Source organism: Snuella lapsa, assembly GCF_039539345.1.
Taxonomy (GTDB): Bacteria; Bacteroidota; Bacteroidia; order Flavobacteriales; family Flavobacteriaceae; genus Snuella; species Snuella lapsa.
Window position 1 is genome coordinate 132818 of the sequence record NZ_BAABCY010000033.1, and the last position, 22080, is coordinate 154897.

General features: G+C 36.8%; 11 protein-coding genes. 4 read left to right on the forward strand and 7 right to left on the reverse strand.

Going from position 1 to position 22080, the window contains the following annotated elements:
• Positions 1 to 7: 7 nt before the first annotated feature.
• The 4 genes from eboE (at position 8) to ABD792_RS06330 (ending at position 7448) form a co-directional block, all read left to right on the forward strand.
• Positions 8 to 1219 (forward strand): metabolite traffic protein EboE, encoded by a 1212-nt coding sequence (eboE, locus tag ABD792_RS06315; protein ID WP_345005013.1) that lies wholly within the window; start codon positions 8 to 10, stop codon positions 1217 to 1219.
• A 3-nt stretch (positions 1220 to 1222) separates the two neighbouring features.
• The gene (locus ABD792_RS06320; protein ID WP_345005014.1) at positions 1223 to 2605 is read left to right on the forward strand and encodes an alkaline phosphatase family protein; all 1383 of its coding nucleotides are present in this window, start codon (positions 1223 to 1225) and stop codon (positions 2603 to 2605) included.
• Between the two features lie 290 nt (positions 2606 to 2895).
• Entirely contained in the window at positions 2896 to 3960 is a 1065-nt protein-coding gene (locus ABD792_RS06325; protein ID WP_345005015.1) for an NHL repeat-containing protein, read from the forward strand.
• Between the two features lie 125 nt (positions 3961 to 4085).
• Positions 4086 to 7448 carry a ThuA domain-containing protein gene (locus ABD792_RS06330; protein ID WP_345005017.1) on the forward strand — a complete coding sequence of 1121 codons (3363 nt, stop codon included), beginning with the start codon at positions 4086 to 4088 and terminating at the stop codon, positions 7446 to 7448.
• A 63-nt stretch (positions 7449 to 7511) separates the two neighbouring features.
• Here ABD792_RS06330 and ABD792_RS06335 read toward each other — a convergent pair whose 3' ends face one another.
• The 7 genes from ABD792_RS06335 to ABD792_RS06365 form a co-directional block, all read right to left on the reverse strand.
• Entirely contained in the window at positions 7512 to 8207 is a 696-nt protein-coding gene (locus ABD792_RS06335; RefSeq protein ID WP_345005018.1) for a fibronectin type III domain-containing protein, read from the reverse strand.
• Complete coding sequence (locus ABD792_RS06340; RefSeq protein WP_345005019.1) at positions 8204 to 12214, reverse strand: discoidin domain-containing protein; 4011 nt, start codon at positions 12212 to 12214, stop codon at positions 8204 to 8206. The genes ABD792_RS06335 and ABD792_RS06340 overlap by 4 nt, the downstream gene beginning before the upstream one ends.
• Before the next feature lie 215 nt (positions 12215 to 12429).
• Positions 12430 to 14007, reverse strand: coding sequence for a discoidin domain-containing protein (locus tag ABD792_RS06345; protein ID WP_345005020.1), 1578 nt, complete (start codon positions 14005 to 14007; stop codon positions 12430 to 12432).
• An 18-nt stretch (positions 14008 to 14025) separates the two neighbouring features.
• The gene (locus ABD792_RS06350; RefSeq protein WP_345005021.1) at positions 14026 to 15225 is read right to left on the reverse strand and encodes a DUF5000 domain-containing lipoprotein; all 1200 of its coding nucleotides are present in this window, start codon (positions 15223 to 15225) and stop codon (positions 14026 to 14028) included.
• A 27-nt stretch (positions 15226 to 15252) separates the two neighbouring features.
• Complete coding sequence (locus ABD792_RS06355; RefSeq protein WP_345005023.1) at positions 15253 to 17148, reverse strand: RagB/SusD family nutrient uptake outer membrane protein; 1896 nt, start codon at positions 17146 to 17148, stop codon at positions 15253 to 15255.
• 12 nt (positions 17149 to 17160) lie between these two features.
• Positions 17161 to 20562: a TonB-dependent receptor gene (locus ABD792_RS06360; protein ID WP_345005024.1), complete on the reverse strand. Its 3402-nt coding sequence runs from the start codon at positions 20560 to 20562 to the stop codon at positions 17161 to 17163.
• A gap of 203 nt (positions 20563 to 20765) precedes the next feature.
• Entirely contained in the window at positions 20766 to 21962 is a 1197-nt protein-coding gene (locus ABD792_RS06365; RefSeq protein WP_345005025.1) for a FecR family protein, read from the reverse strand.
• Positions 21963 to 22080 lie beyond the last annotated feature (118 nt).

Below are 22080 nucleotides of genomic sequence, written 5' to 3' on the forward strand. Positions count from 1 at the left end.
GAACATTATGAAAATTGGAACAAACGCACATCTCAGTTATTGCACAAACATTCATTCCGGTGAAACCTGGGAGGAGGTATTTAATAATTTAAAACAATATACGCTAAGCGTAAAAAAAGAGCTTTCACCAGATGCTCCATTTGGCATCGGATTAAGACTTTCTCAAAAAAGTGCCTCTACCCTTTTAGAAGGTTCTAATTTAAAAACTTTCAAAATCTGGCTGGAACGCGAAAACCTCTATGTATTTACCATTAATGGTTTTCCCTATGGCGCATTTCATAATGTTGCTATCAAAGATCAGGTACACACCCCTGATTGGACAACAGTAGAGCGCCTGCAATACACAAAAGACCTTATGACAATTCTAGCGGAATTGCTCCCAGAGAATATGGACGGCAGCGTATCAACATCGCCATTATCATATAAACATTGGTTTAAAAACCAAACATCTATTGATAGCACAAAAAAGAAAGCTTGTGCTGCATTAATACAAATTGTTTTACAGCTGGTCTCTATAAAAAAGACGACAGGCAAATTATTACATCTGGATCTGGAACCAGAACCCGATGGCTTTTTGGAAAACACGCAAGAGGTCATTGATTTTTTCAAAGATTACCTTTTACAAGAAGGTCTTTTAGAGCTTCAAAAGAAGTTGAGCTGCTCTCATGAAATCGCAAAACAACACGTGTTAAACCACATACAAGTTTGTTATGATGTATGCCATTTTGCCTTAGCCTATGAAACTCCCGAATATGTTGTTTCTCAATTAAAAAAAGAAGGTATCAACATTGGAAAAATTCAAATCAGCGCAGCAATAAAAAGTGAGCTATCCAGCACCATTCCAATTAAGGAACAACAAACACACCTCCGTCAGTTTGATGAGCCTACCTACCTACACCAATCCGTTGTCAAACTTACAGATGGAAAACTGCTTCATTTTTCAGATTTGAGTGAAGGCATTGACGCTATGAAACTTAACAAGTTTAAAGAAATTAGAACACACTTCCATGTTCCCATTTTTATTTCAAACTTTGGTATTTTGCAATCCACTCAAGACGACATCATTAAAGCGCTAAATCTCTGGAAAGAAAACCAATACAGTAAGCATTTGGAAGTTGAAACCTATACTTGGTCTATTCTCCCTAAAACATTACAGGCAGACCTAACCAAATCTATCACTAGAGAACTAGAATGGGTACATAATCAATTATTAAATTAAGTTATGAATCAAACTGTTGTAATAGATATTGTTGGTCTATCAAGTGCGTTATTGAAGCATAAAGACCTGTTTTTAACACAATGGATTGAAAAAAATCAGCTTTCAAAAATAAAACCTGTACTCCCTGCAGTTACCTGTTCTGTACAGTCTACTTACTTAACAGGAAAATGGCCTAGCGAACATGGTATAGTTGCTAATGGTTGGTATTTTAAAGATGAATGTGAAGTTAAGCTGTGGCGACAATCCAACCATTTGGTACAAGCCCCCAAAATTTGGGATATGGCTAAGGCAGTCGACCCTAATTTTACCTGCTCGAACATGTTTTGGTGGTACAATATGTATTCTAATGCTGATTATAATGTAACGCCAAGACCACAATACAGAGCTGACGGTCAAAAAAAACCGGATTGCTATTCTAAGCCCGAAGGCTTAAGAGACCAGCTACAAAAAGAACTCGGCACCTTTCCGCTCTTTAACTTTTGGGGACCTAATACCTCTATTAAATCTACAAAATGGATCGCTGACGCTTCTAAATTAGTACACAACTGGCACGAACCTACTTTACAGTTAATCTACTTACCCCACTTAGATTACGTCCTACAAAAACATAGTGATGAAGCCAAGATATTAAAAGACTTAAAAGAACTGGATACTGTTTGCAAGGATCTTATATCTTTTTATGAATCTAAAAACGTTAAGATCATTTTACTTTCCGAATATGGTATTAATCCAGTAAAAGGTCCTTTTCATATTAATCGGCTTTTAAGAGAACACGGTTACATTAAAGTTAGACAAGAAAATGGTTTGGAACTATTGGATTGTGGCATTAGTGATGCCTTCGCCATGGCCGATCATGAAATAGCTCATGTATATATAAATAAGAAAAGTAAACTTGAACATATTAAAAAGCTTCTGGAAGACTATCCAGAAATTGACTTGGTCTTGGATAAAGAAAGTCAAAAAGCCTACAACATTAATCATGAGCGCTCTGGCGACTTAATTGCAGTTGCTAATAAAGATTTTTGGTTTACTTATTACTACTGGCTAGACGATAGGAAAGCTCCCGATTTTGCGCGAATGGTAGACATTCACAAGAAACCGGGATACGACCCTGTTGAACTATTTACAGACCCCAAAAAGAAAATGATGACTGCCAGAATCATTTTTAAACTTTTAAAAAAGAAATTAGGATTTAGAACCTTGTTAGATGTAATCCCATTAAATGCTCAACTCGTAAAAGGCTCGCATGGTTCTACTGGTGTAGATGAAACATATTACCCAATATTAGTTCAAGAAAAAACGCACCAAGAGCCCCCTTCACATTCAGGACTTATTGAACCAACCGATGTTTGTCAGTCTATACTAAAACATATATTCAATCAATAAGCCCACTACCTAATAAAACGGCACATACATTACGATGAAATAATTTAAACATTAAGACAACAAAACCTCAACACTACACTCCACTACAAATAAAAGCTTAAGAGAATTAGGTACATAAAACACACTTGAAGAATTTATTTATTTTTTTTCACTGAAATAATTTAAACATTATTGTTATAAAAATATTTTATTTTTAGAGCATCATTTCACATTTTATATATAAAATATTTAAGCCTTGAAAACGGTTTCAAGTTAATTTTTATGTTAATTTGTTTAAACAAGTTTTAATTATGAATTCTAACAGACGTACTTTTTTAAAAAAAACAGGTATTGTGGTAGGCAGTGCCTTAATAACCCCAACCGTTCATTCTTTTGGCATTATTAATAAACCCATACTCAGTGAAAACATTATTGGACATGGTGAATTTAGATATAAAGTTCACAAAGCATGGGGAAATTTAGACCCTAGCACAACCCCTGTAAACAATTGTCATGAAATGGTAATGGACTCAAAAGGGCGATTAATCATGTCTACAGATGAGCCTAAAAACAATATCATAATTTATGACAAATCAGGAAAGCTGTTAAATTCATGGACATTAAACTTTAATTCTGCCCACGGATTATCGATCTTTAATGAAGGTGGTACGGATGTTCTATTCATTACAGACCCTAATTCGGGAAGCGTAGTAAAAACAACAACCGATGGAAAGGTATTAATGAAACTTAAACACCCAAAGGACATAGGAATCTACACTGAAAAAGACAGATTTAGCCCAACTGAAACAGCCATAGCGCCTAACGGAGATATCTATGTAGCCGATGGTTATGGTTCACAATATATAATTCAATACAGTGCCAAAGGCGATTATATTCGTCATTTTGGAGGCTCAGGTGACAAAGACGACCAATTCAGTACAGCTCATGGTGTTACAATCGATACACGTGACCCCAATAACATAACCTTAATGTGCACTTCGAGAGCCCACAACTCTTTTAAACGATTCTCACTTGACGGCAATTATTTAAGCTCCATTTTCTTGCCTGGTGCTTATGTTTGCAGAGCTGTTATGGATGATGACATCATGTACTCTGGTGTTTGTTGGTCACGATTAAGGTATTTAAACCAAACACCCAATTCTGGTTTTATAACAATTTTAAACAAAGACAATAAAGTAATTTCAAATCCTGGGGGCACAGCACCTGTTTACGAAAATGGCAAATTAAAGCTAATGGTTCAAGAATCAACTCTTTTTAACCATTGCCATGATGTATGTATTGACAACGATAAGAACATCTATGTTTGCCAATGGAATGCCCATAAAACATACCCTATAAAACTGGAACGGGTATAAAATGAGCTTATCTAAATAAGTCATATAGTATTCTAACCGTAACTTAATATAAAAATATTTTCTTAGCTCAACTCTGTCCCATCTCTAAAAAACAATAAAGTATTTAATTAAGACATTACACATTTATGAAATTGAATCTGATCAAAACTTTAACAGTTTATCTAGCAATTGCATTTTTAATACTATCCTGCAACTCTAAAGACAAAACTGTTTTAGTTTTCAGTAAAACAGCCGGTTTTAGACACGGATCTATAGAATCTGGAATTGCTGCTTTAAAAAAATTAGGAGCTGAGAACCAATTTAAAGTTGTCGCTTCTGAAGATGCCGCTTATTTTGTTGAAGATTCCCTAAAACAATTTTCTGCTGTTATTTTCCTTAATACCACAGGAGATATCCTTAATCAGGCGCAACAAGCCGATTTTGAACGCTACATACAATCTGGAGGTGGTTTTGTAGGTGTACATGCCGCTACCGACACCGAATACGACTGGCCTTGGTACAACAAACTTGTTGGTGCTTATTTTAAAAACCATCCTCATATCCAAAAAGCCAAACTCAACGTTATAGATAAGTCACATCCATCTACAAAATTTATGGATGACACTTGGAGCAAGGAAGATGAGTGGTACAACTTCAGAGATATAAACCCCGAAATAAACGTGCTCATTAAAATAGATGAGACGAGCTATAAAGGAGGGACAAATGGCGACAACCACCCCATCTCGTGGTATCATGAATATGATGGAGGAAGGGCTTTCTATACAGAAATGGGACATACCAACGAAACCTATACCAATCCAACCTACCTAAAGCATTTACTTGGAGGTATAACCTATGCCATTGGTAAAAACGAACTGGACTACAATAAAGCTTCATCCGACCGCATTCCGCCAGAAAACAGATTTTCAAGACAGGTTCTCGATTTTAACCTAAATGAACCTATGGAACTTGATGAATTACCAAATCGAGGCATCCTATTCGTTGAACGTCGAGGTGCCTTAAAATTGTTTGATTTTCAAACGGAGCAAACCAAAACTCTTGCACAACTTGATCTTTTTTATGGGAATGAAGACGGCTTATTAGGTTTGGCCGTAGACCCAAATTACGAAACAAACAATTGGATCTACCTTTTTTATTCCGCTCCTGGCGACGAACCTTTGCAATACGTTTCCCGCTTCGATTTAAAAGATGATACGCTAGATTTTAAATCTGAAAAAATATTACTCGAAATACCTACCATTAGAAAATGCTGCCACAGTGGAGGCGCGTTAGAGTTTGGGCCTAATGGCAACTTGTTTATTACATTGGGGGATAACACAAATCCGTTTGAATCGTCTGGATATGCTCCCATAGATGAACGCGAAGGCAGAGCACTTTGGGATGCCCAGAAATCGGCTGCAAATACTAATGATTTAAGGGGTAAAATTTTAAGGATTAAGCCCGAAGCCGACGGCACCTACTCTATTCCCGAAGGCAATCTTTTTCCTGTAGGAACTCCTAACACCAGACCAGAAATTTATACAATGGGTTGCAGAAATCCATTTAGACCCTCAATAGATAGTAAGACAGGATATCTTTACTGGGGCGATGTTGGGCCTGATGCCGGAAAAGGACACCCTGACCGCGGCCCCAAGGGAATGGGAGAATTTAACCAAGCGAGAAAGGCTGGTTTTTGGGGTTGGCCGTACACAAGAGGAAACAACCAAGTATACAATGCTTATGATTTTACCACAAAAAAATCCGGCCCTAAATTCGATCCAAACCATTTAATAAACAATTCACCGAATAATACCGGCTTAAAAGAACTTCCCACTGCTCAAGAGTCCCTTATTTGGTACTCCTATGACAAATCGGAAGAGTTTCCTTGGCTAGGCACAGGTGGCGTAAATCCTATGGCCGGCCCTATTTTTCACGCATCCGATTATCCGGATGCCAAAACAACATTTCCTTCTTATTTTGAAGATAAGCTTATTTTATATGAATGGATGCGAGACTGGATATATATCGTTACCCTTGATGAAGACCATAACTACAAAAAAGCGGAGCGCTTTATGCCCAAAAGTGAATTTTCACATCCAATGGATATGATATTTGGTTCGGATGGTAATTTATATGTCCTGGAATATGGTCAAAAGTGGAACTCCCAAAATTTAGACGCCCGATTAAACCGGATAACATATATTGAAGGAAACCGAAAACCTATTGCTAGAATCACTAAAGATGTTGAAGTTGGATCTACGCCCCTAACCGTTAAGTTTTCTGGATCGGACTCTGAAGATTATGACAACGACCCCCTTAGTTTTGAATGGACCTTTACCTCCAATGAAACACAAGCAACAGAAGAAAACCCAAGCTTTACTTTTAATGAAGCTGGCACTTACACTGTACGTTTAAAAGTAACGGACAAAGAAGGCGAAGTTGCTATCGCAGAAACAAAAATATTGGTAGGTAACGATCCTCCTGAACTAAGCATAAAAATTGAACCTGATAATTTATTGTACTGGGATAACAAGAAAGTAAACTATACTGTAACAGTTACCGACAAACAAGACGGAAGCACAACTGATGGCTCTATAGACCCTAAAAAAGTTAAAGTAACACTAGACTATATTCCAGAAGGAAACGATTTAGTAAAAGCTACTTTAGGCCATCAACAAAATACAGTACCTGAAGGTCAAAAACTCATGGATGCTAGTGATTGCAAAGCTTGTCATGCTGCTAACGAAAAAGTTAATGGGCCAAGTTATATAGACATTGCCCAAAAGTATACTAAAAAAGACATTGGCTATCTGGTAAGTAAAATTATAAAAGGAGGATCTGGTGTGTGGGGCGAGCACATGATGTCTGCCCACCCCCAATTAAAGCCAGACGAGGTTGATAAAATGGTAAAATACATTCTATCCCTAAAACCAGATAAAGGATCAGACAAAAAACATTTACCAATAAGTGGCATTTTAGAATTTAAAGAACATATGGGAAAAGAGAGTCAGGGCATGTATGTATTAATGGCCTCTTATCTTGACAATGGCAATGATGGTCAGTTAGATTCCAAACTTTCTACAAGAGAACAAGTTATTTTTAAAGCACCTAAACTAGAAGCCGAAAAAGCTGATGAGAAAAGTGCTGGCTTGGGCACATGGAATGCCGAAGGCCAAACACTTGTTGGATCTATTGTCAACAATTCTTATTTGAAGTTTAACAATCTAAACCTTAAAGATCTGGAAAATATCAAGTTTTCAGCTTTCTATGCCAGTGATTACCCATATAAAGGCACTTTAGAAATAAGAGAAAATGCCCTTGACGGTAAACTTATTGGCTCTACTAAATTGGGATATCATAATGAGGATAAAGGTGCCATGAAATACTATCAGATATCTGTACGCCCTACTTTAGAAAAAGCATCCCTTTATTTAGTATTTAAAAATGACACAGATAAGGAACAGTATATCGCTAACGCTAACTGGATACTACTGAATTATAGACGATAAATTTATATATAAAAGGGAGCTGTTTTTTTACTTAGCTCCCTTTTTTTATGCTTTCATTTAGGTCTAATTAACCTTAAAACTAAACACATCAGACATCGAAGTATTTCCCTCTTCGTCTGTAGTTTTCACTTTCCAATAGTATATTTTTCCAGAGATTACTGCAACATTGTCCAACTGACTGGATGTTATATCGCTTTGGTGTATTTCAGGCATCGTAGTTTCTCCGAAATAAATAGTGTAACTACTAATATTATTATCTAAATCATTAGCAGACCACTTTAATGTAATCCCCCCTCCTGAAGCTGTTACTTCTGCGCCATTTAAAGGTTCAACTGTTTCGGCTGGAAAAGGTGCATGCTCTGTTACACCTTCTCCCGCATTATAAAACTTCCACGTATCACTTTTTGCTGTAGTTGTCGACTTTTTGGATTTTGAAACGACATACCACGAATAAGGTGTCCCTCTGTCGATTTCCACATTTAAAGACGTGTTTGTTGTTGTATGCAACTTAACCGTTTGATCATTTAAATTCTTTATGCTTATGTCATAGCTATCTGTTGAATTAGCTTTGCTCCATTTAAAGTTTACAGTACTCTTTTGGCTATTTATAATCTGCCCTTCTAGGCATTCTGAATTATTCTCTGGAAAAACCAAAACAGCTTTTTCTGGGTTTGAAGCCTTTTTCTCTTCTGAAGAATCACCTCCCGAACTACAAGAAACTGCCAATAGCACTATACCTATATAAATTAACTTTCTCATTTTTTTACAACTTTAAAATTACGCTCACTGTTTTCTGTTTTTAAAATGACATGGTACATGCCCGCAGTTAAAAACGACGCTTCAACCTTTACGGTTTGACCTGTAACCGATAAAACACGTGCCAATACAAGCTTACCATTTGTATTGAACATTTTTACAAAGGCTACATTTGCCTCATCATTACCAATGTTTACATACAAATCATCAACAAATGGATTAGGATATACCAGTATATCATCGTTAAGCACAATACGCTTTTCGAATATACCCTGACAATCTTTGTCGGTAGTAACTTTTATACTATTAACACCCGATTTTAAAGCTAACGACACTTTACTTTCTGTCGTTCTCAATGTCTCTTCATTAAGGGTTATCTCATAGATATCTCCATTAAACATAGATAAATCTAACGCCTTCGTAGTTACATCATATTTTGCTAGAACAGCCAAATCTGAAGGCTCTTTTATTGTTACATCAAAACAGCGCTCAAAGCTCGTTTCTCCTTCAACAGTTAGGCACAATTGATACACACCAGAACTTAAACTATCGATTGTTAGCTGGTTGGTAAAGCTAAAACTGGACTGTCCTCCATTCCCTTGCAATACTACTTGATAATTATGCGTTTCCAAAGCACTTATAATAACCTTACCATTATTACTCGCTCTACATGTTTCAGCAACTGTTGTGATTGTAAAATTATTAGCTGGCAAATTAAAGGCCTCACAACCATTTTCATCTACTAAAACGCCTAAAGGTGTTTCAGGGCACAGGTCGTCAATATCCAAAACACCATCGTTATCATCGTCGTCGTCACAAGCATCACCGAGACCGTCGTTATCAAAATCGGCTTGATCTGGATTATCCACATCTGGACAGTTATCATAGATACATCCAACCAGGGTCAATTCTGCTATAGATGTCCAAGCACCACCATTCACTTCAGACAAAGTCTTAATTCTCATGTACCTAGCTACAATAGGAGTTGTAAATTCTAAATTCTGTGGTGCAGATGTATTATCAAAATTCCCGGTAAAATCAGCCGTCCCCCAATTCGTATTATCTTTACTGAAATAAATTTCGTATTCGTTAATTCTTCCATTTTGCCCATTTTGTCTTGGTAAGTAGGTAAACTTACTGATGCTATAAAAGTTCCCCAAGTCTATTTGAATTTCATGAGGATACGGATCTGTTCCTGTACTCCATCTGGTGTGCCATATGGTATCTGGATCACCATCGAAAGCCATTGTTGCCAACCCTGGATAATTGACCTCCTCACTATCGGCATACAACAACGTCCACTCATTTTTTGGCAACTCGGCAGGATTACTACAGTCATCTATAGAAGGACATGTTGTTGTGGTAACCATACCTACTATGGTTTTGGTATACTCGATCCCGTTTTGCGTTACGGTTAATGTGACATCGTAAGAACCAGGGCTTCCTAAAACAACCTTTGGGTTTCTAATGTTTGTATCACTAATATATTGTGGCGCAGGAGATATCTCCCATTTCCACGAAGCACCACTATGTTTTAAAATGGAGTGATCGTCGAAATACAAGGTATCCGTCATACAGTTAAACTCTTTTCGCTGTACCCATGGATTAACAACGGGCTTAAAATCTTCTTGTAAAGGTGATTCCCATACACCACCGCCACCGGCAACTCTTATTTTACCATCACGATAAAATGGAATGGCGGTATTGACATCAAAATTTTGTGGATAGTTATTTTCAAATGCACTCCAACTGGTCATATCTGAGGTTCTATAATATATTTTTGCTCCAGTTCCATTTCGGCGTGTAGTAAATAAGTAAATAAGGTCCTTACCTGTACTAGTAGGTTGAATAGCCAAACATTTGGTATATGCGTCAACAGCTCCTGAGATGTTTTCCCAAGTATCCCCACCATCGGTCGACTTAAATACCAAACCTTTATCTGCAGACCAGGTTCCGTTTGCGTAACAAGTATAAATAGTATTCTCATCATAGGGCGAAATAACCAAACTTGTTCTGCCTCTCATTTTACTTCCTCCATTCGAAGCACTGCTTAAAGATGGTTTAAAAGTCCATGTTACACCTTGATCGGTACTTTTGTACAATCCATTCTCCTTTACATCGACATACATAACATTCGGATTTGTTGCGCTAATTGAAACGCCCATTACCTTATTAGCAAAGGTATGTAACGACTCAAAATTCACACCCATATCGGTACTTTTCCATAAATCATTACCTTCTCCCAAAAATATAACCTCATAATAATTTGGATGGTGTACCAAACTTCCTCTATTACCTCCATATTCCAACATATTGGGAAACTTAGTAAACAAGAATCGTCCTTCTTCTTGTTCCTCTGCGGTTTTGGGCAGTATCCATCCATTACCCAAATCGTTAAACGCTACATGCCTGCTTTTTCCTTGCAACACCCAACCTGTAGGCGATTCGGCTCCTCCCATACGCAATGCCTTATCTCCGTAAAAATCGGTTATGGCGGTATTACCGTTATGATATCTACCTCCTACAACAATATCTTCATTCCAACCTTGATCGAATCCCCACATATCGGATCCTATCAAATTATTTATCAAGGGCTGAAAATCGTTTTCGAAAGCATCTGTTGAAAAGCTCACACCTCCATCGGTTGCTACCCAAACTGAGCCATCGTTTAGCCATTTCATATCTTGGATGTCTGGATGTATAGAAAAACGCCCAAAATACCCTCCAATAGCATCAAAAGTGGCACCTCCATCATTTGTTTTGAATAAGGTGGTGGTTCCAACAAAAAATTCGTTAGCATTATTAGGATTGACCTCTAACACCAAATCGTAATACCCTTGGCCGTTATTATATTTAAACGTATCTGTATTACAATCTATAATTTTATTCCAAGACCAATTACCACTATTATTGGTTCCTTTATATAACTGAGGCGTATTATTATCACTAAGCAGGGTTGTATATACAATATTCGGGTTATCTGATGTTACCGCCAATAATCCGCCACTTCCGTCATTAAACTGATTTGGGAAATTTGGCAATGCAGTAAAGGTATTTCCACCATCTAAAGACATAATAGCATCTAATTTACTTGAAGCATTTTGCTTTAAAGCATATATTACATTGGCATCACCAGGTTTAAACTCCACATCATAAAACTTACCCGAAGCTTTATTGCTCCAATTAACGCCATCGTTAGTACTAATATAAATGCCATTATTTGCGGAAGCTACAATTTTACTCGGATTAGCAGCATCAATAAGAATATGGTTGACTTCAGCATTGCTTAAAACAACACTCCAAGTATTCCCTCCGTCTGTAGTTTTATGGATTTTACCATCACTCCCCATATAAACCATATCTGGATTGGTTGGATGTATGGCTATAGCCGTAACACCTCTTAGTGTATAATTAGGAGCCAACATATTCCAATTTTGCCCCTTATCAACCGACTTGTTAACATAACCCGTTTCTGTTCCTACATATATAATATTTGAATTTGAAGGGGCAACTGCCAAACTATATACATTAACTTGCCACGGTGCTACGCCCGGTATACCGGCAGAACCATCATTCAGCCAAAAGGTTTGTTTGGGGCCTAAGAATGACCAATTAGAATTAGAAGCATCGACTATTTTACTAACGCCTGTTGTTTTGGCGAAAACACTCTGTTCTTTTGCTATTTGAGCATAATCGGGAAGTAAAATTTCGCCCTTATCATTCACATAAGATGCCACAACTTGTTTCCAAATTTTATAGTAGCGTATAATGGGGCTCTTTTGCTTTCCGTAAATCGCAGTATAATCTTGAAACCCTTTTTCTATCTCAAAATAGTTAACTGGATATTCGTAGAGCTTTTTGGCCCAATCTGGAAAACCACTATCAAACAGGGGTTTATAGGTTTTAATTATCCCTGGCAAATCATCATAAGGGGTATACAGTTGCTGGGCGTTTAACGTACCAAGACACATCAGCAACATTAAACTTACAGTGTATTTAAGTCGTTTCATTATACTAATAGAGATTATTTTTAGATTAAAAGTTTATTAATTTACCATACCCTACAAATTTGGAAGGTAATTATAGATATGTGTGGGGTCATTTTAAGCGTAATGGTGGATTATTCAGCTTAAAGCAATTATTTTTACAGAGCAAATGTTAAAAAAAGGGCATAACTGATAAATCTACCTATTATGCCCTCTTTAATACTATAACTTACATGTTATTAATACCCTATCACATTAATTTCAGCCAAGAAACAATAGAAGTTAGGTCCTTCTGTGGCTTCATATTTTATATATCTGGCCTTCGTAGGAGCAACATCATATAATTGTCCTGCATCTATAGTCGAGTCCATATCATATTCGCCCAGATCTGTCCAATTAGTACCATCCAAACTTACATAAAACTTATGTTTAGTTTGTCCTCTTCCATCTCCTTGTCTTCTAAATACTTCAAAACTTGTAACGGTTTTTTCTACTCCCATATCGAAGGTGAAATGATGAGGATAAGGTGGTTGATTTGGACTCCATTCGCTGTGCCAAAAGGTTCCTAACTGACCATCAATCGTATTAGAGGCTGGCGCATCACCCATTTCCGATGAAAAGTCCGTAATAACCATTCCAGAACTATCAAAAACCTCTAGCACATTGATCTCTGCCAAGAAAGCATAGTAATCAGAACCTTCGGTCGCTTCATATTTTACGTAACGTGCTTCAATAGGATCTACCATATATACTTGTCCAGCATCAGTAGTTGCATCCATAACAAACTCTCCTAGGTCTGTCCAATTCGATCCATCCAAACTCACGTAAAACTTGTGTTTTGTTTGTCCATTACCATTTCCTTGTCTTCTAAACACCTCGAAGCCTTTGATAGTTTTTTCTACCCCCATATCGAAAGCAAAATAATGAGGATATACTGGTTTTTGATTTGCCCAATCTGAATGCCAGAAAGTTTCTAAAATCCCATCGATAGCGGCCTCTGCTTTTCCTTGATAATCGTAAGAACTCCAATTCGCTTCTGCTGGTTCTTCTGAAGAAAAATCAGTGATTACCCAATCTGATTTACCATAGTTAATGGATCCCGTTAAAACCAATTCCAGACTCTTCCAATCGGAAGGAAACTCATCAATCGAAGTTTCATTTCCATCGGAATCGGTTAAAGTCGGAACATAAAATGTTCTATACATAACCGGAGTCTCTGAAGACACATCTGTTAAAGTAATTGCAGATTCATCTGATCCTACCATTACAATAACTTCTTCGTCGTTCTTGTTAACATACTTAATTTCAGTGCTTCGCTGATACTCATCTCCACTCACGCCAAAACTGATTTCAGCATCAGTTCCATCATAAGTATTCGAATTAATACCTCTTGCCTCTAAGTTCGACCTAAAGGTTTCCCCATAAACGGTTCCAAATACAGTTTTCTTTATGGACTGATTACCGTCTGCATCTTTTGAATACACATCAAATTCATAAGATCTTTCTTCTAATCCGGTAATAATCAACTCTAACACATCGGTGTCGTTATCAGATTTAGAATAAGAAAATGTTTGAAAGGATTCTCCTTTATCCCAATAGACTGTAACTTCATTAACGGTAAAAGCCTTTGTAAGCGTTCCAACTAATTTAATCCTTCCATTACCTGGTAATGAATGCAGTGAATCTACTTTTGTCGAATAAATAATTTCACCATCCTTTATATATTTTTCATGGTGTTCAAACGTATCACTGCATGAAGTCATTCCTATTAGAAATAACAAAACTACAGGTATAATATAATGTTTTATTTTTTTCATAATTACTTCTTAATTTTTTTACTCAACTATATTGCCCCAAAATGTCATCTCTGAGAAATCGATATATCCTGCTCCATCCCATGTAGAATGCACTGCAAACCGGAAATACCTAATTTCAACAGGTTCATCAAATGTATATTCATCTCCAGCGTCAAAATGATCCATATCCTCATCCGTATTCGTTCCAATAGGGGAACCCGACGGCTTTATAGATTCACAATCGCGCAACTTAATCCAATCATCTAAATTTCCATCCTGACCAGGTAATTCCTTAGCTCCATAAACCGTATAGGTTTTTGGGTTCCCATGTGTAAATGCAAAATGACGGGCATTCTCAGGGCTTCTCTGTATTACATTAAAACGACTTAAGGTTACAACAACCCCCAAATCTACAGTCATAATACTTGGTCTGGGATGATCTCCTTGTGTATGTACAATAGTTGTAAGGTCATCATCAAAACAATTCCAGTAATCACCTTCCCAGGCATCCCAGTTGTCATCATTGTCCAGAATAACTTTCTGAAACTTTGTTTTATCTAGGCGCACTTCAAACAGTGGGGTTAATAATTGATCTGAAGTGTCTGCGTAAATTGTATCGGAGAAGTTATCGTAACGATCTCTAATTACAGCAGCGAATAACCTAGGGGACGATTCGTATCCCCTCAAAGAAGATCGTGAGGCTTCTTGCTCCGTATAAATAGTTTCCACCGTTGCCAAATCACCAATCTCGTTGGTAGTCATCAATTCAATGGTAATAGGTGTTTTCAAAGTATTATCCCAAGTAAATCTGGCACCGCCAAAATCGGCAGTTATTTCCATAGACTCCTGAACAAGGAATACTGGAGGCGTTAATGGCGTACCTGTAACCGTAATGGGCTCTGAATGATTTTCGGAACGATCTACAGAATAAAGTTTTACTGATTTTTCTGCAGTATCACTAAACCCTAAAATCTTTATCTCATTGTCATAAGCCGACGTTTTTACTTCTGCCTCCCGTCCTTTGGAATCGGTATAAACTGCTTTTACATATAGTAGATCTCCATTATTACTAGGCAAATCGTAACTAATATCCAGACCTCCATTTGTTGGAGTAACAACTACATTTTCTATAACCGACGGAATCGTACCGTCAGAGATAAGAGGCCCATGCTCATTTTCCTCACACGCTAATAGTACCAAACACATTGATACTAATATTCCAATTAACTGTTTCATCATAATATCTTAATTAAGTTAATAAATAAATTACCATCCCGGATTTTGAATCAAGTCAGGATCTTTGATCGTTTCTTGTTCCGGTATGGGCCATAGATAATCTCTTTCAGAATAAGTTGGATTATACAATGTTGTCAACGTATAATAGTTATCCGCTTCTTCTTCAAGAACATTCCATCCTTTTACTGGTTTATTCATATAGTCTCTGGCTAACTTCCATCGTCTTAAATCCCAAAAGCGTGTTCCTTCGAAGGCCATTTCAATCATTCTTTCCTGTTGAATAATCTCTCTCATTCCATTTTTTGTGGTTGGTTTAGAAGGATCATTTGAAAATGCCATCCAACTATCAACCACAGTCCCCAGCCCTGCTCTCTCTCTTACCAGATCAATATATTCATACACTTCAGAATCTGGAGTCGCTTTTACCTCATTCAAGGCTTCTGCATAGTATAGATATAAATCTGCCAAACGTACAATAGGAAATGCGTATCGTGTTGTACTTAAAAACCGCCCTTGTGTTACCTGGGTAGGCAATGCTACGAGCTTTTTAGGCCAGTACCCTGTAACAGAATATTGAGAAATTTCAAATACCGATGCAAACTCCCCCCCTCTTGCATGAATATACCAAGGATCATCCTCATCAGCGGCGCCATTACCAAACCACACGCCTCTATCGAAGGCCAGATCCGCATAAAACCGGGTTTCTCTGTCGAAATTCAAGATTGCTGTTTCTTGTCCTAGTTCCACATGATACTTATCAGCTTCTTCCGCTTCTCTTAATTTAAACCTATTATTATAATCGAAAGTAACATCCTCATCAATAGGCACGCCATTTTTAGAATAGTACATCTCCGCAATACGTATAGGTGGGCAATGTCTTGAGGCCACAGGATTCGTTATATAATTGTACAAGCGCGGCATGGATTCATATTCAATGTTAGAGGTGGATCCAGTATGCCCCCAAACGATCTCAAAGTTCCACTTTTCAGTCATTCTACTTCTAAGACCGGCTTTTAATAATGTGATGTCCGAATTGATATCTGAACTCGACCTATTTACATAATCTTCTTTTTGAAACAAACGAAAGCCAGCATCATGACATAAATCAATAGCTTCTTTACAAGCTGTAGCTGCCTGCACCCATTTATCCTCCGAATACGTTAGTGGAAAAAATGGTTCCCCTTCTTCATTAACAAAGTCCGAGTAAACCGAATTTCCGTTAAACAATGGACTTGCATAGGTCATTAAAACTCTTGCTTTAATTGCCGCAGCTATTGGTTTGGTTACTCGTCCTAGTTCTATACCAGGATTCTGTAAAGTTAATGGCAAATCAACAATCGCTTTGTCTAAAAGATCTAAAACATAAGCAAACCCCTCCTCCACTGTATTCCGTTTCGCTTTTATATTAGCTGTAGACTCCGACACAGGAATCAATTCTTCATTAATTACAATAGGCCCATACATTCTTAATAAATAAAAATGGAAATAGGCCTTTAAGAAATTAACTTCTGCCTTCCATATGGTTTTTTCGTACTCATCTATCCCCATCACTCCATCAATTCTACTTAAGAATATATCGCAGTTCCTTATGGCAACATACAAACCATCCGTATCATTATCCCCCCAAAGATTATATCTTGGTGTCGTTGCACTTTGAAAGCCTTGGGCAATAACAACACCATTTCTAGACTCCATAGATCGATTATACCATATCTCATCCCCTCCATTTAAAGCAGGATTATTAACATTTCCCGGGTTGGGAATGGCTGAATATATGGTATATAAAAACTTTTGTGTATTAAATCTATTGGAAAAAGCATTATCAATTGTAGCAACGTTATCCGGTACGACATCTAAATAATCTTTTTCACAAGAAAAAAACAGGCTTGCAACAAAAATTATTGCTATATATATATTGTTCTTCATAGTTTACTTTTTTTATAATGAAAGATTCACACCTAAATTAAACACCCTTTGGTTAGGATAATTTAAACCGTTTCCTGCCAATTCTGGATCCCATAATTTAAATTTACTCAGCACAAACAAATTGGTCCCACTCGCATAAAATCTTACTGTATTCATCTTTAGTTTAGAAACCAATTTTTCGGACAAGCTATACCCAATCTCCAGTTGTTTAAGTCTTAAAAAATCCCCATCCTGCATAAACCAAGTACTTCTTTGCGTATTATTAGTTACCAAGTTATTTGAAAGCCGTGGCCACTTGGCGTAAACATTTCTATTGGTTTCAGACCAATAATCGTCTGCCCATGCCTTCAATAATTGTCGTTGTCCAACGAAAGGCGACACATTGTTTTGGCCTCCTGTGTTAACCCAAAATGACGAATTAGCCGATCCCTGAAAAAAGCAGGAGATATCAAAGTTTTTGTACCCGGCAGAAATACCAAGACCATAAGTGATTTCTGGTACCGTTGGGTTACCAATTGGCACTTGATCCAACGTCGATATTTTACCATCACCATTGATATCGCGATATTTAATATCTCCACCTGTATACTCCCCAAAGGTCTGTTCAGGAGAGTTATCTACCTCAGCCTGATCTACAAAGAGGCGCTCGGCAATATAGCCCCATTGCTGATCAATAGGATGTCCTAATGCAGATAGCCAAGGTGTCGCCGAATAATCCGGTTCTTCCAACTTGGTTATTTTATTGGTCGCATAGGTAAAATTACCTCTAAACTGCAACCATCCATAGCCGTTGGCAAAATCATCAGAATATACTAAAGAACCATCAATCCCTTGGCTTCTTGCCTCACCTATATTGGCTCTCACACCGGCCTGTAATCCTAAACTGGCAGGTAATACTCTATCATATAAAATATTTTCCCTATCCTCTCTAAAGAAGTCTACTTCCAGATCCAGTTTATTAAACATCCCTAACTCAAAACCAAAGTTCATTTTTTTACCTGTTTCCCAGGTAATTTGATTGTTGGCATACCTTTCTATAGCAAATCCGGATAATGGGAAACTAAAGTTCTCTCCTGTAACATACCCTCCGGCATCCACATTAATCTGAGATAAATAAAAGAATCGATCATTAGGCCCCCCTATTCGGTCATTACCTACCAAACCGTAGGAACTCTTTAGTTTTAATTTAGTAATGACATCCTGAACAGGCTCAAAGAATGCTTCGTCGGATACCATCCACCCTAAAGCCAAAGCAGGAAAGAACCCCCACCGTTCCTTTCGGGCAAATCGTTCTGAACCATTATATCCAAAACTAAATTCGGCAAAATACTTGTCTCTTCTAGCATAAGTAAAACGACCAGACACCCCCATATTCCTAAAGGCCAAAGATTTTTGTAAATTTTCTGATTCAGAAAGGTTGTTTACATCCCAATCGGAAAGTGTGCTTCTCCTATTATTCGCTGTAAACACTAGTAAACCACTAACTTCATTATTTTCATCGATTGCCTTACTATATGACAAATTTGATTCGATGTAAGTCGAAGTGGCAATATATCTGTTTCTTTGATTAAAACTCAAAGTTTCTCTTCCCGTAGCTTCATTTAAAGAAGCTAATGATATTTCCCCGGTAAGAATACTTAACCGTGGCTGGTAATAATACGGATTATAGGATCTCACAGCCTCATATTTAGATTGATTGGTCCCGTTAAATACAAACCTAAAATCCAAGCCTTCTGTTATAAAATCGAAATCCTGGTTAAACTCTAACTGGGCAATTATTTTAGCTCCATCTCCCTCTTGGTAACCTCTAACCATTTCTGCATAAGGATTTAAATACTGTCCGTTATCATAATTCCCAAACAAAATATGGTTGGTAAATTCATGCTCTGCATCTTTTTCATAAAAGGGTCTAAACAATACCGGATTGGTTCGCATTACCTGATTATAAACATCAGACCCTCCACTTATTGGGCCTGTATAATCTTCAAAATTGACATTAAAGTTTAGCTTTAATCTGGAAGTCTTTGTTAAATTAATATTGGTACTGGAACGTAAATTATATTGCTTGTAATTTATATTAGAGTTAAAATTACTAACCTTAGGCACATCCAATATACCATTGTCCTGACTACCAGCAACAGAGACATAGTATCGTGCCGTTTTACCTCCACCATTCAAGCTAAAATTCATACGCTTGTTTATTGTATAGTCTTTAAATAACTCTTCATACCAATTGGTCGTAGGATACAATAAGGGGTTTGTTCCCGCTATTGTATTTTCGATTTTCTCCAAAGAATAAGGTAATTGCGCCAATGGATCCCTAGTTTTAACTGCCTCATTGCCTAATCTCATATAGGTAATTGGGTCGGCTAATTCAATATCTCTCGTTGGTTGCGACATAGACGCCTCCATTCTAACAGAAACATTTACAGGACCTTCCACCCCTTCTTTGGTTGTTACAAAAATAACCCCATTCGCTCCCCTAGCACCGTACAAAGCGGTAGCAGAAGCATCTTTCATGATAGAGAACTCTGCAATATCATCGGGATGTAATCGTCTCAAATCATCAACTGTCAGTTCTACACCATCAATAAGTATTAGGGGACTTGAAGCATACCCAAACGTAGTCACCCCTCTAACAAAAAACTCGGCGTTATCTCTACCTGGTTCTCCACCTCTTTGATATGAAATTAAACCAGGCGCACGTCCAGCCAAAGCAGTAGTCAAGTTACTTGACGGTATCTTAAGTTCTGAGGGCTTTACAGTAGTCATTGACGAAATAACATTTTTCTTTTTCTGTTTACCAAAACTTACTAAAACCACTTCTTCCAACTGGGCAGTATCTTCTTTAAGTGTTACATTAATAGTCGTTTTACCAGCTACAGGAATTTCTTGTGTCGCAAACCCTACATATGAGAACACCAATACAGCATTAGGTTCTTTTACCAACAAACTATAGTTACCATCAAAATCGGTAGAAGTACCGGTAGACGTTCCTTTAACAAGAACCGTAACACCCGGTAATGGCACGTTACCTTCATCTACAACTTGTCCCTTAATGATAGCATCCTGCAGTTTTTCTTCTTCTTGTTGGTTTTTGACTTCCTCTTTTTCTTTCTTTGTTAAGAATATTTGTTTATCGATAACACTGTATTCAGTTTCCGTTTTATCGAACACTCTATCCAAAATGGAAAATATCTTCTCATTTTTAGCTTGAATAGAAATAAGACGTTCTAAGTCTACATCTCTTATTTTGTATATAAAACGAAAATCACTTTTACTCTCAATAACATCTATAAGCTGATTAATTTTTACATTTTCAAGCTTTAAAGAAATTTTAGTTACCTGAGAATATGATGTATTTGCCTGAACCGTAAATAAGGTGACAAATAAAAACAAGGTACTTAATTTCATTTTGAGGTTAAATTTTAAACACAGGCAGTGTTTGTTCTTTTGATAAAGAATTTTTTTCATACTTTTAAGTTGTTTAATTGTGGTTAGTTTTTAATCACTTACACGAACCGGGAACTGGCTCCAACAGTTTTCGGTTTTTTTGTAAATAATTATTTAATCGAAATGTGATGAAAATAGTTTGTTTTATATCATAGGCATAATGATTATTGAATGGTTACAAGATTATTGTTTATTTTATAGTTTATATCGTATGTTACTTTTAAATATTCTAACACCCTTTCTATAGGTACATCTGTAAAACTGGCATTAAAAATCTCTTTTGCTAATGCATTATTCTTTATGGTAATTGCCACATTATACCGTCGCTCCATTTTTTTAAGGATATTCTCAAAAGTCATGTCCCTAAACACGAGTTCTCCATGTATCCAAGATGTATAAATACTTGTAATAACTGGTTCTGTTTCAATAGTCTTATCCGTTTTATTAAAGCTTCCTTTAACTCCTGGCACTAACATTACTTTTTCACTTTCTTGTGGATTTGATATACTATCTGCTTTGTACATACTTACCGATCCTTCTACTAAAACAACATCTGTATTTTGATCCTCGGGATAGGTAGACACATTAAACTTGGTACCGTATACCTCAACATTAACACCCTTATTATTTACAACAAATAGGTGATCCTTATCTTTAGCCACATCGAAATAAGCTTCTCCTTCTAAAAAGACCTCTCTACTATGACCTTCTAAGAACTTTACTGGGTACTTAATGGATGTACCTGCATTTAAAAACACGACCGTCCCATCTGACAACAACAACTCAAATGTCTGACCATAAGGAATGTTTAGTGTATTATACGTAAGCGTTTCTACCTTAATATCTTTAGAATAGGTGATACTATTTTTAACCTGTTTACCAACTACACTTCCTTTTACATCAATTAAGTCTTGCACCTCTTCTGTATCGATCACTTTTACTTCTCCGTTATCCAATTGAAGCGTAATTTTACTTTGTTGAATATCCTCTTGACCAAAACTTTGTTTGTTTGACAAATAATTATTCCTATACAACACCCCCAGAACCATAAGACCAGTGAAGACAGCGGCAACCTTTAATAATCGCTTAACAGATCTTTTACTCTTTTTCGAAAAGTTTCCTTCCTTTTTATGTTTGTCGTAGCCTATTATTTCTTGATAGATATGTAGGGAAGCATCTTCATCGATTTCCTGAAACCCTTCGTCTAAAAGCTCATTTATCTCCTCTACACTAGGTATAGACTCAATATCCAAGACGCTATTGTTTTTAAAAAAATCTATAAGTACTTCCTTTTCTTCTCTGGAACAAGTATTAAGAGCATGTTTTTTAAGTAAATACCTAATATGTGAATCTTTAATCATTTTTATTCTATAATACAGTTAGGGTGATTCTACATATAATACAGTTGGGGAGACTTCGAGTACTATTCGAATTATAGTTTTTTTTAAAAAAAGCCACAAAACAAATACAAACGACTGA

What these genes read in the sequence shown, in the direction of transcription:
- eboE (WP_345005013.1), top strand. Translation starts at nt 8, where the DNA reads ATGAAAATTGGAACAAACGCACATCTCAGTTATTGCACAAACATTCAT.
- ABD792_RS06320 (WP_345005014.1), top strand. Translation starts at nt 1,223, where the DNA reads ATGAATCAAACTGTTGTAATAGATATTGTTGGTCTATCAAGTGCGTTA.
- ABD792_RS06325 (WP_345005015.1), top strand. Translation starts at nt 2,896, where the DNA reads ATGAATTCTAACAGACGTACTTTTTTAAAAAAAACAGGTATTGTGGTA.
- ABD792_RS06330 (WP_345005017.1), top strand. Translation starts at nt 4,086, where the DNA reads ATGAAATTGAATCTGATCAAAACTTTAACAGTTTATCTAGCAATTGCA.
- ABD792_RS06335 (WP_345005018.1), bottom strand. Translation starts at nt 8,207, where the DNA reads ATGAGAAAGTTAATTTATATAGGTATAGTGCTATTGGCAGTTTCTTGT.
- ABD792_RS06340 (WP_345005019.1), bottom strand. Translation starts at nt 12,214, where the DNA reads ATGAAACGACTTAAATACACTGTAAGTTTAATGTTGCTGATGTGTCTT.
- ABD792_RS06345 (WP_345005020.1), bottom strand. Translation starts at nt 14,007, where the DNA reads ATGAAAAAAATAAAACATTATATTATACCTGTAGTTTTGTTATTTCTA.
- ABD792_RS06350 (WP_345005021.1), bottom strand. Translation starts at nt 15,225, where the DNA reads ATGATGAAACAGTTAATTGGAATATTAGTATCAATGTGTTTGGTACTA.
- ABD792_RS06355 (WP_345005023.1), bottom strand. Translation starts at nt 17,148, where the DNA reads ATGAAGAACAATATATATATAGCAATAATTTTTGTTGCAAGCCTGTTT.
- ABD792_RS06360 (WP_345005024.1), bottom strand. Translation starts at nt 20,562, where the DNA reads ATGAAATTAAGTACCTTGTTTTTATTTGTCACCTTATTTACGGTTCAG.
- ABD792_RS06365 (WP_345005025.1), bottom strand. Translation starts at nt 21,962, where the DNA reads ATGATTAAAGATTCACATATTAGGTATTTACTTAAAAAACATGCTCTT.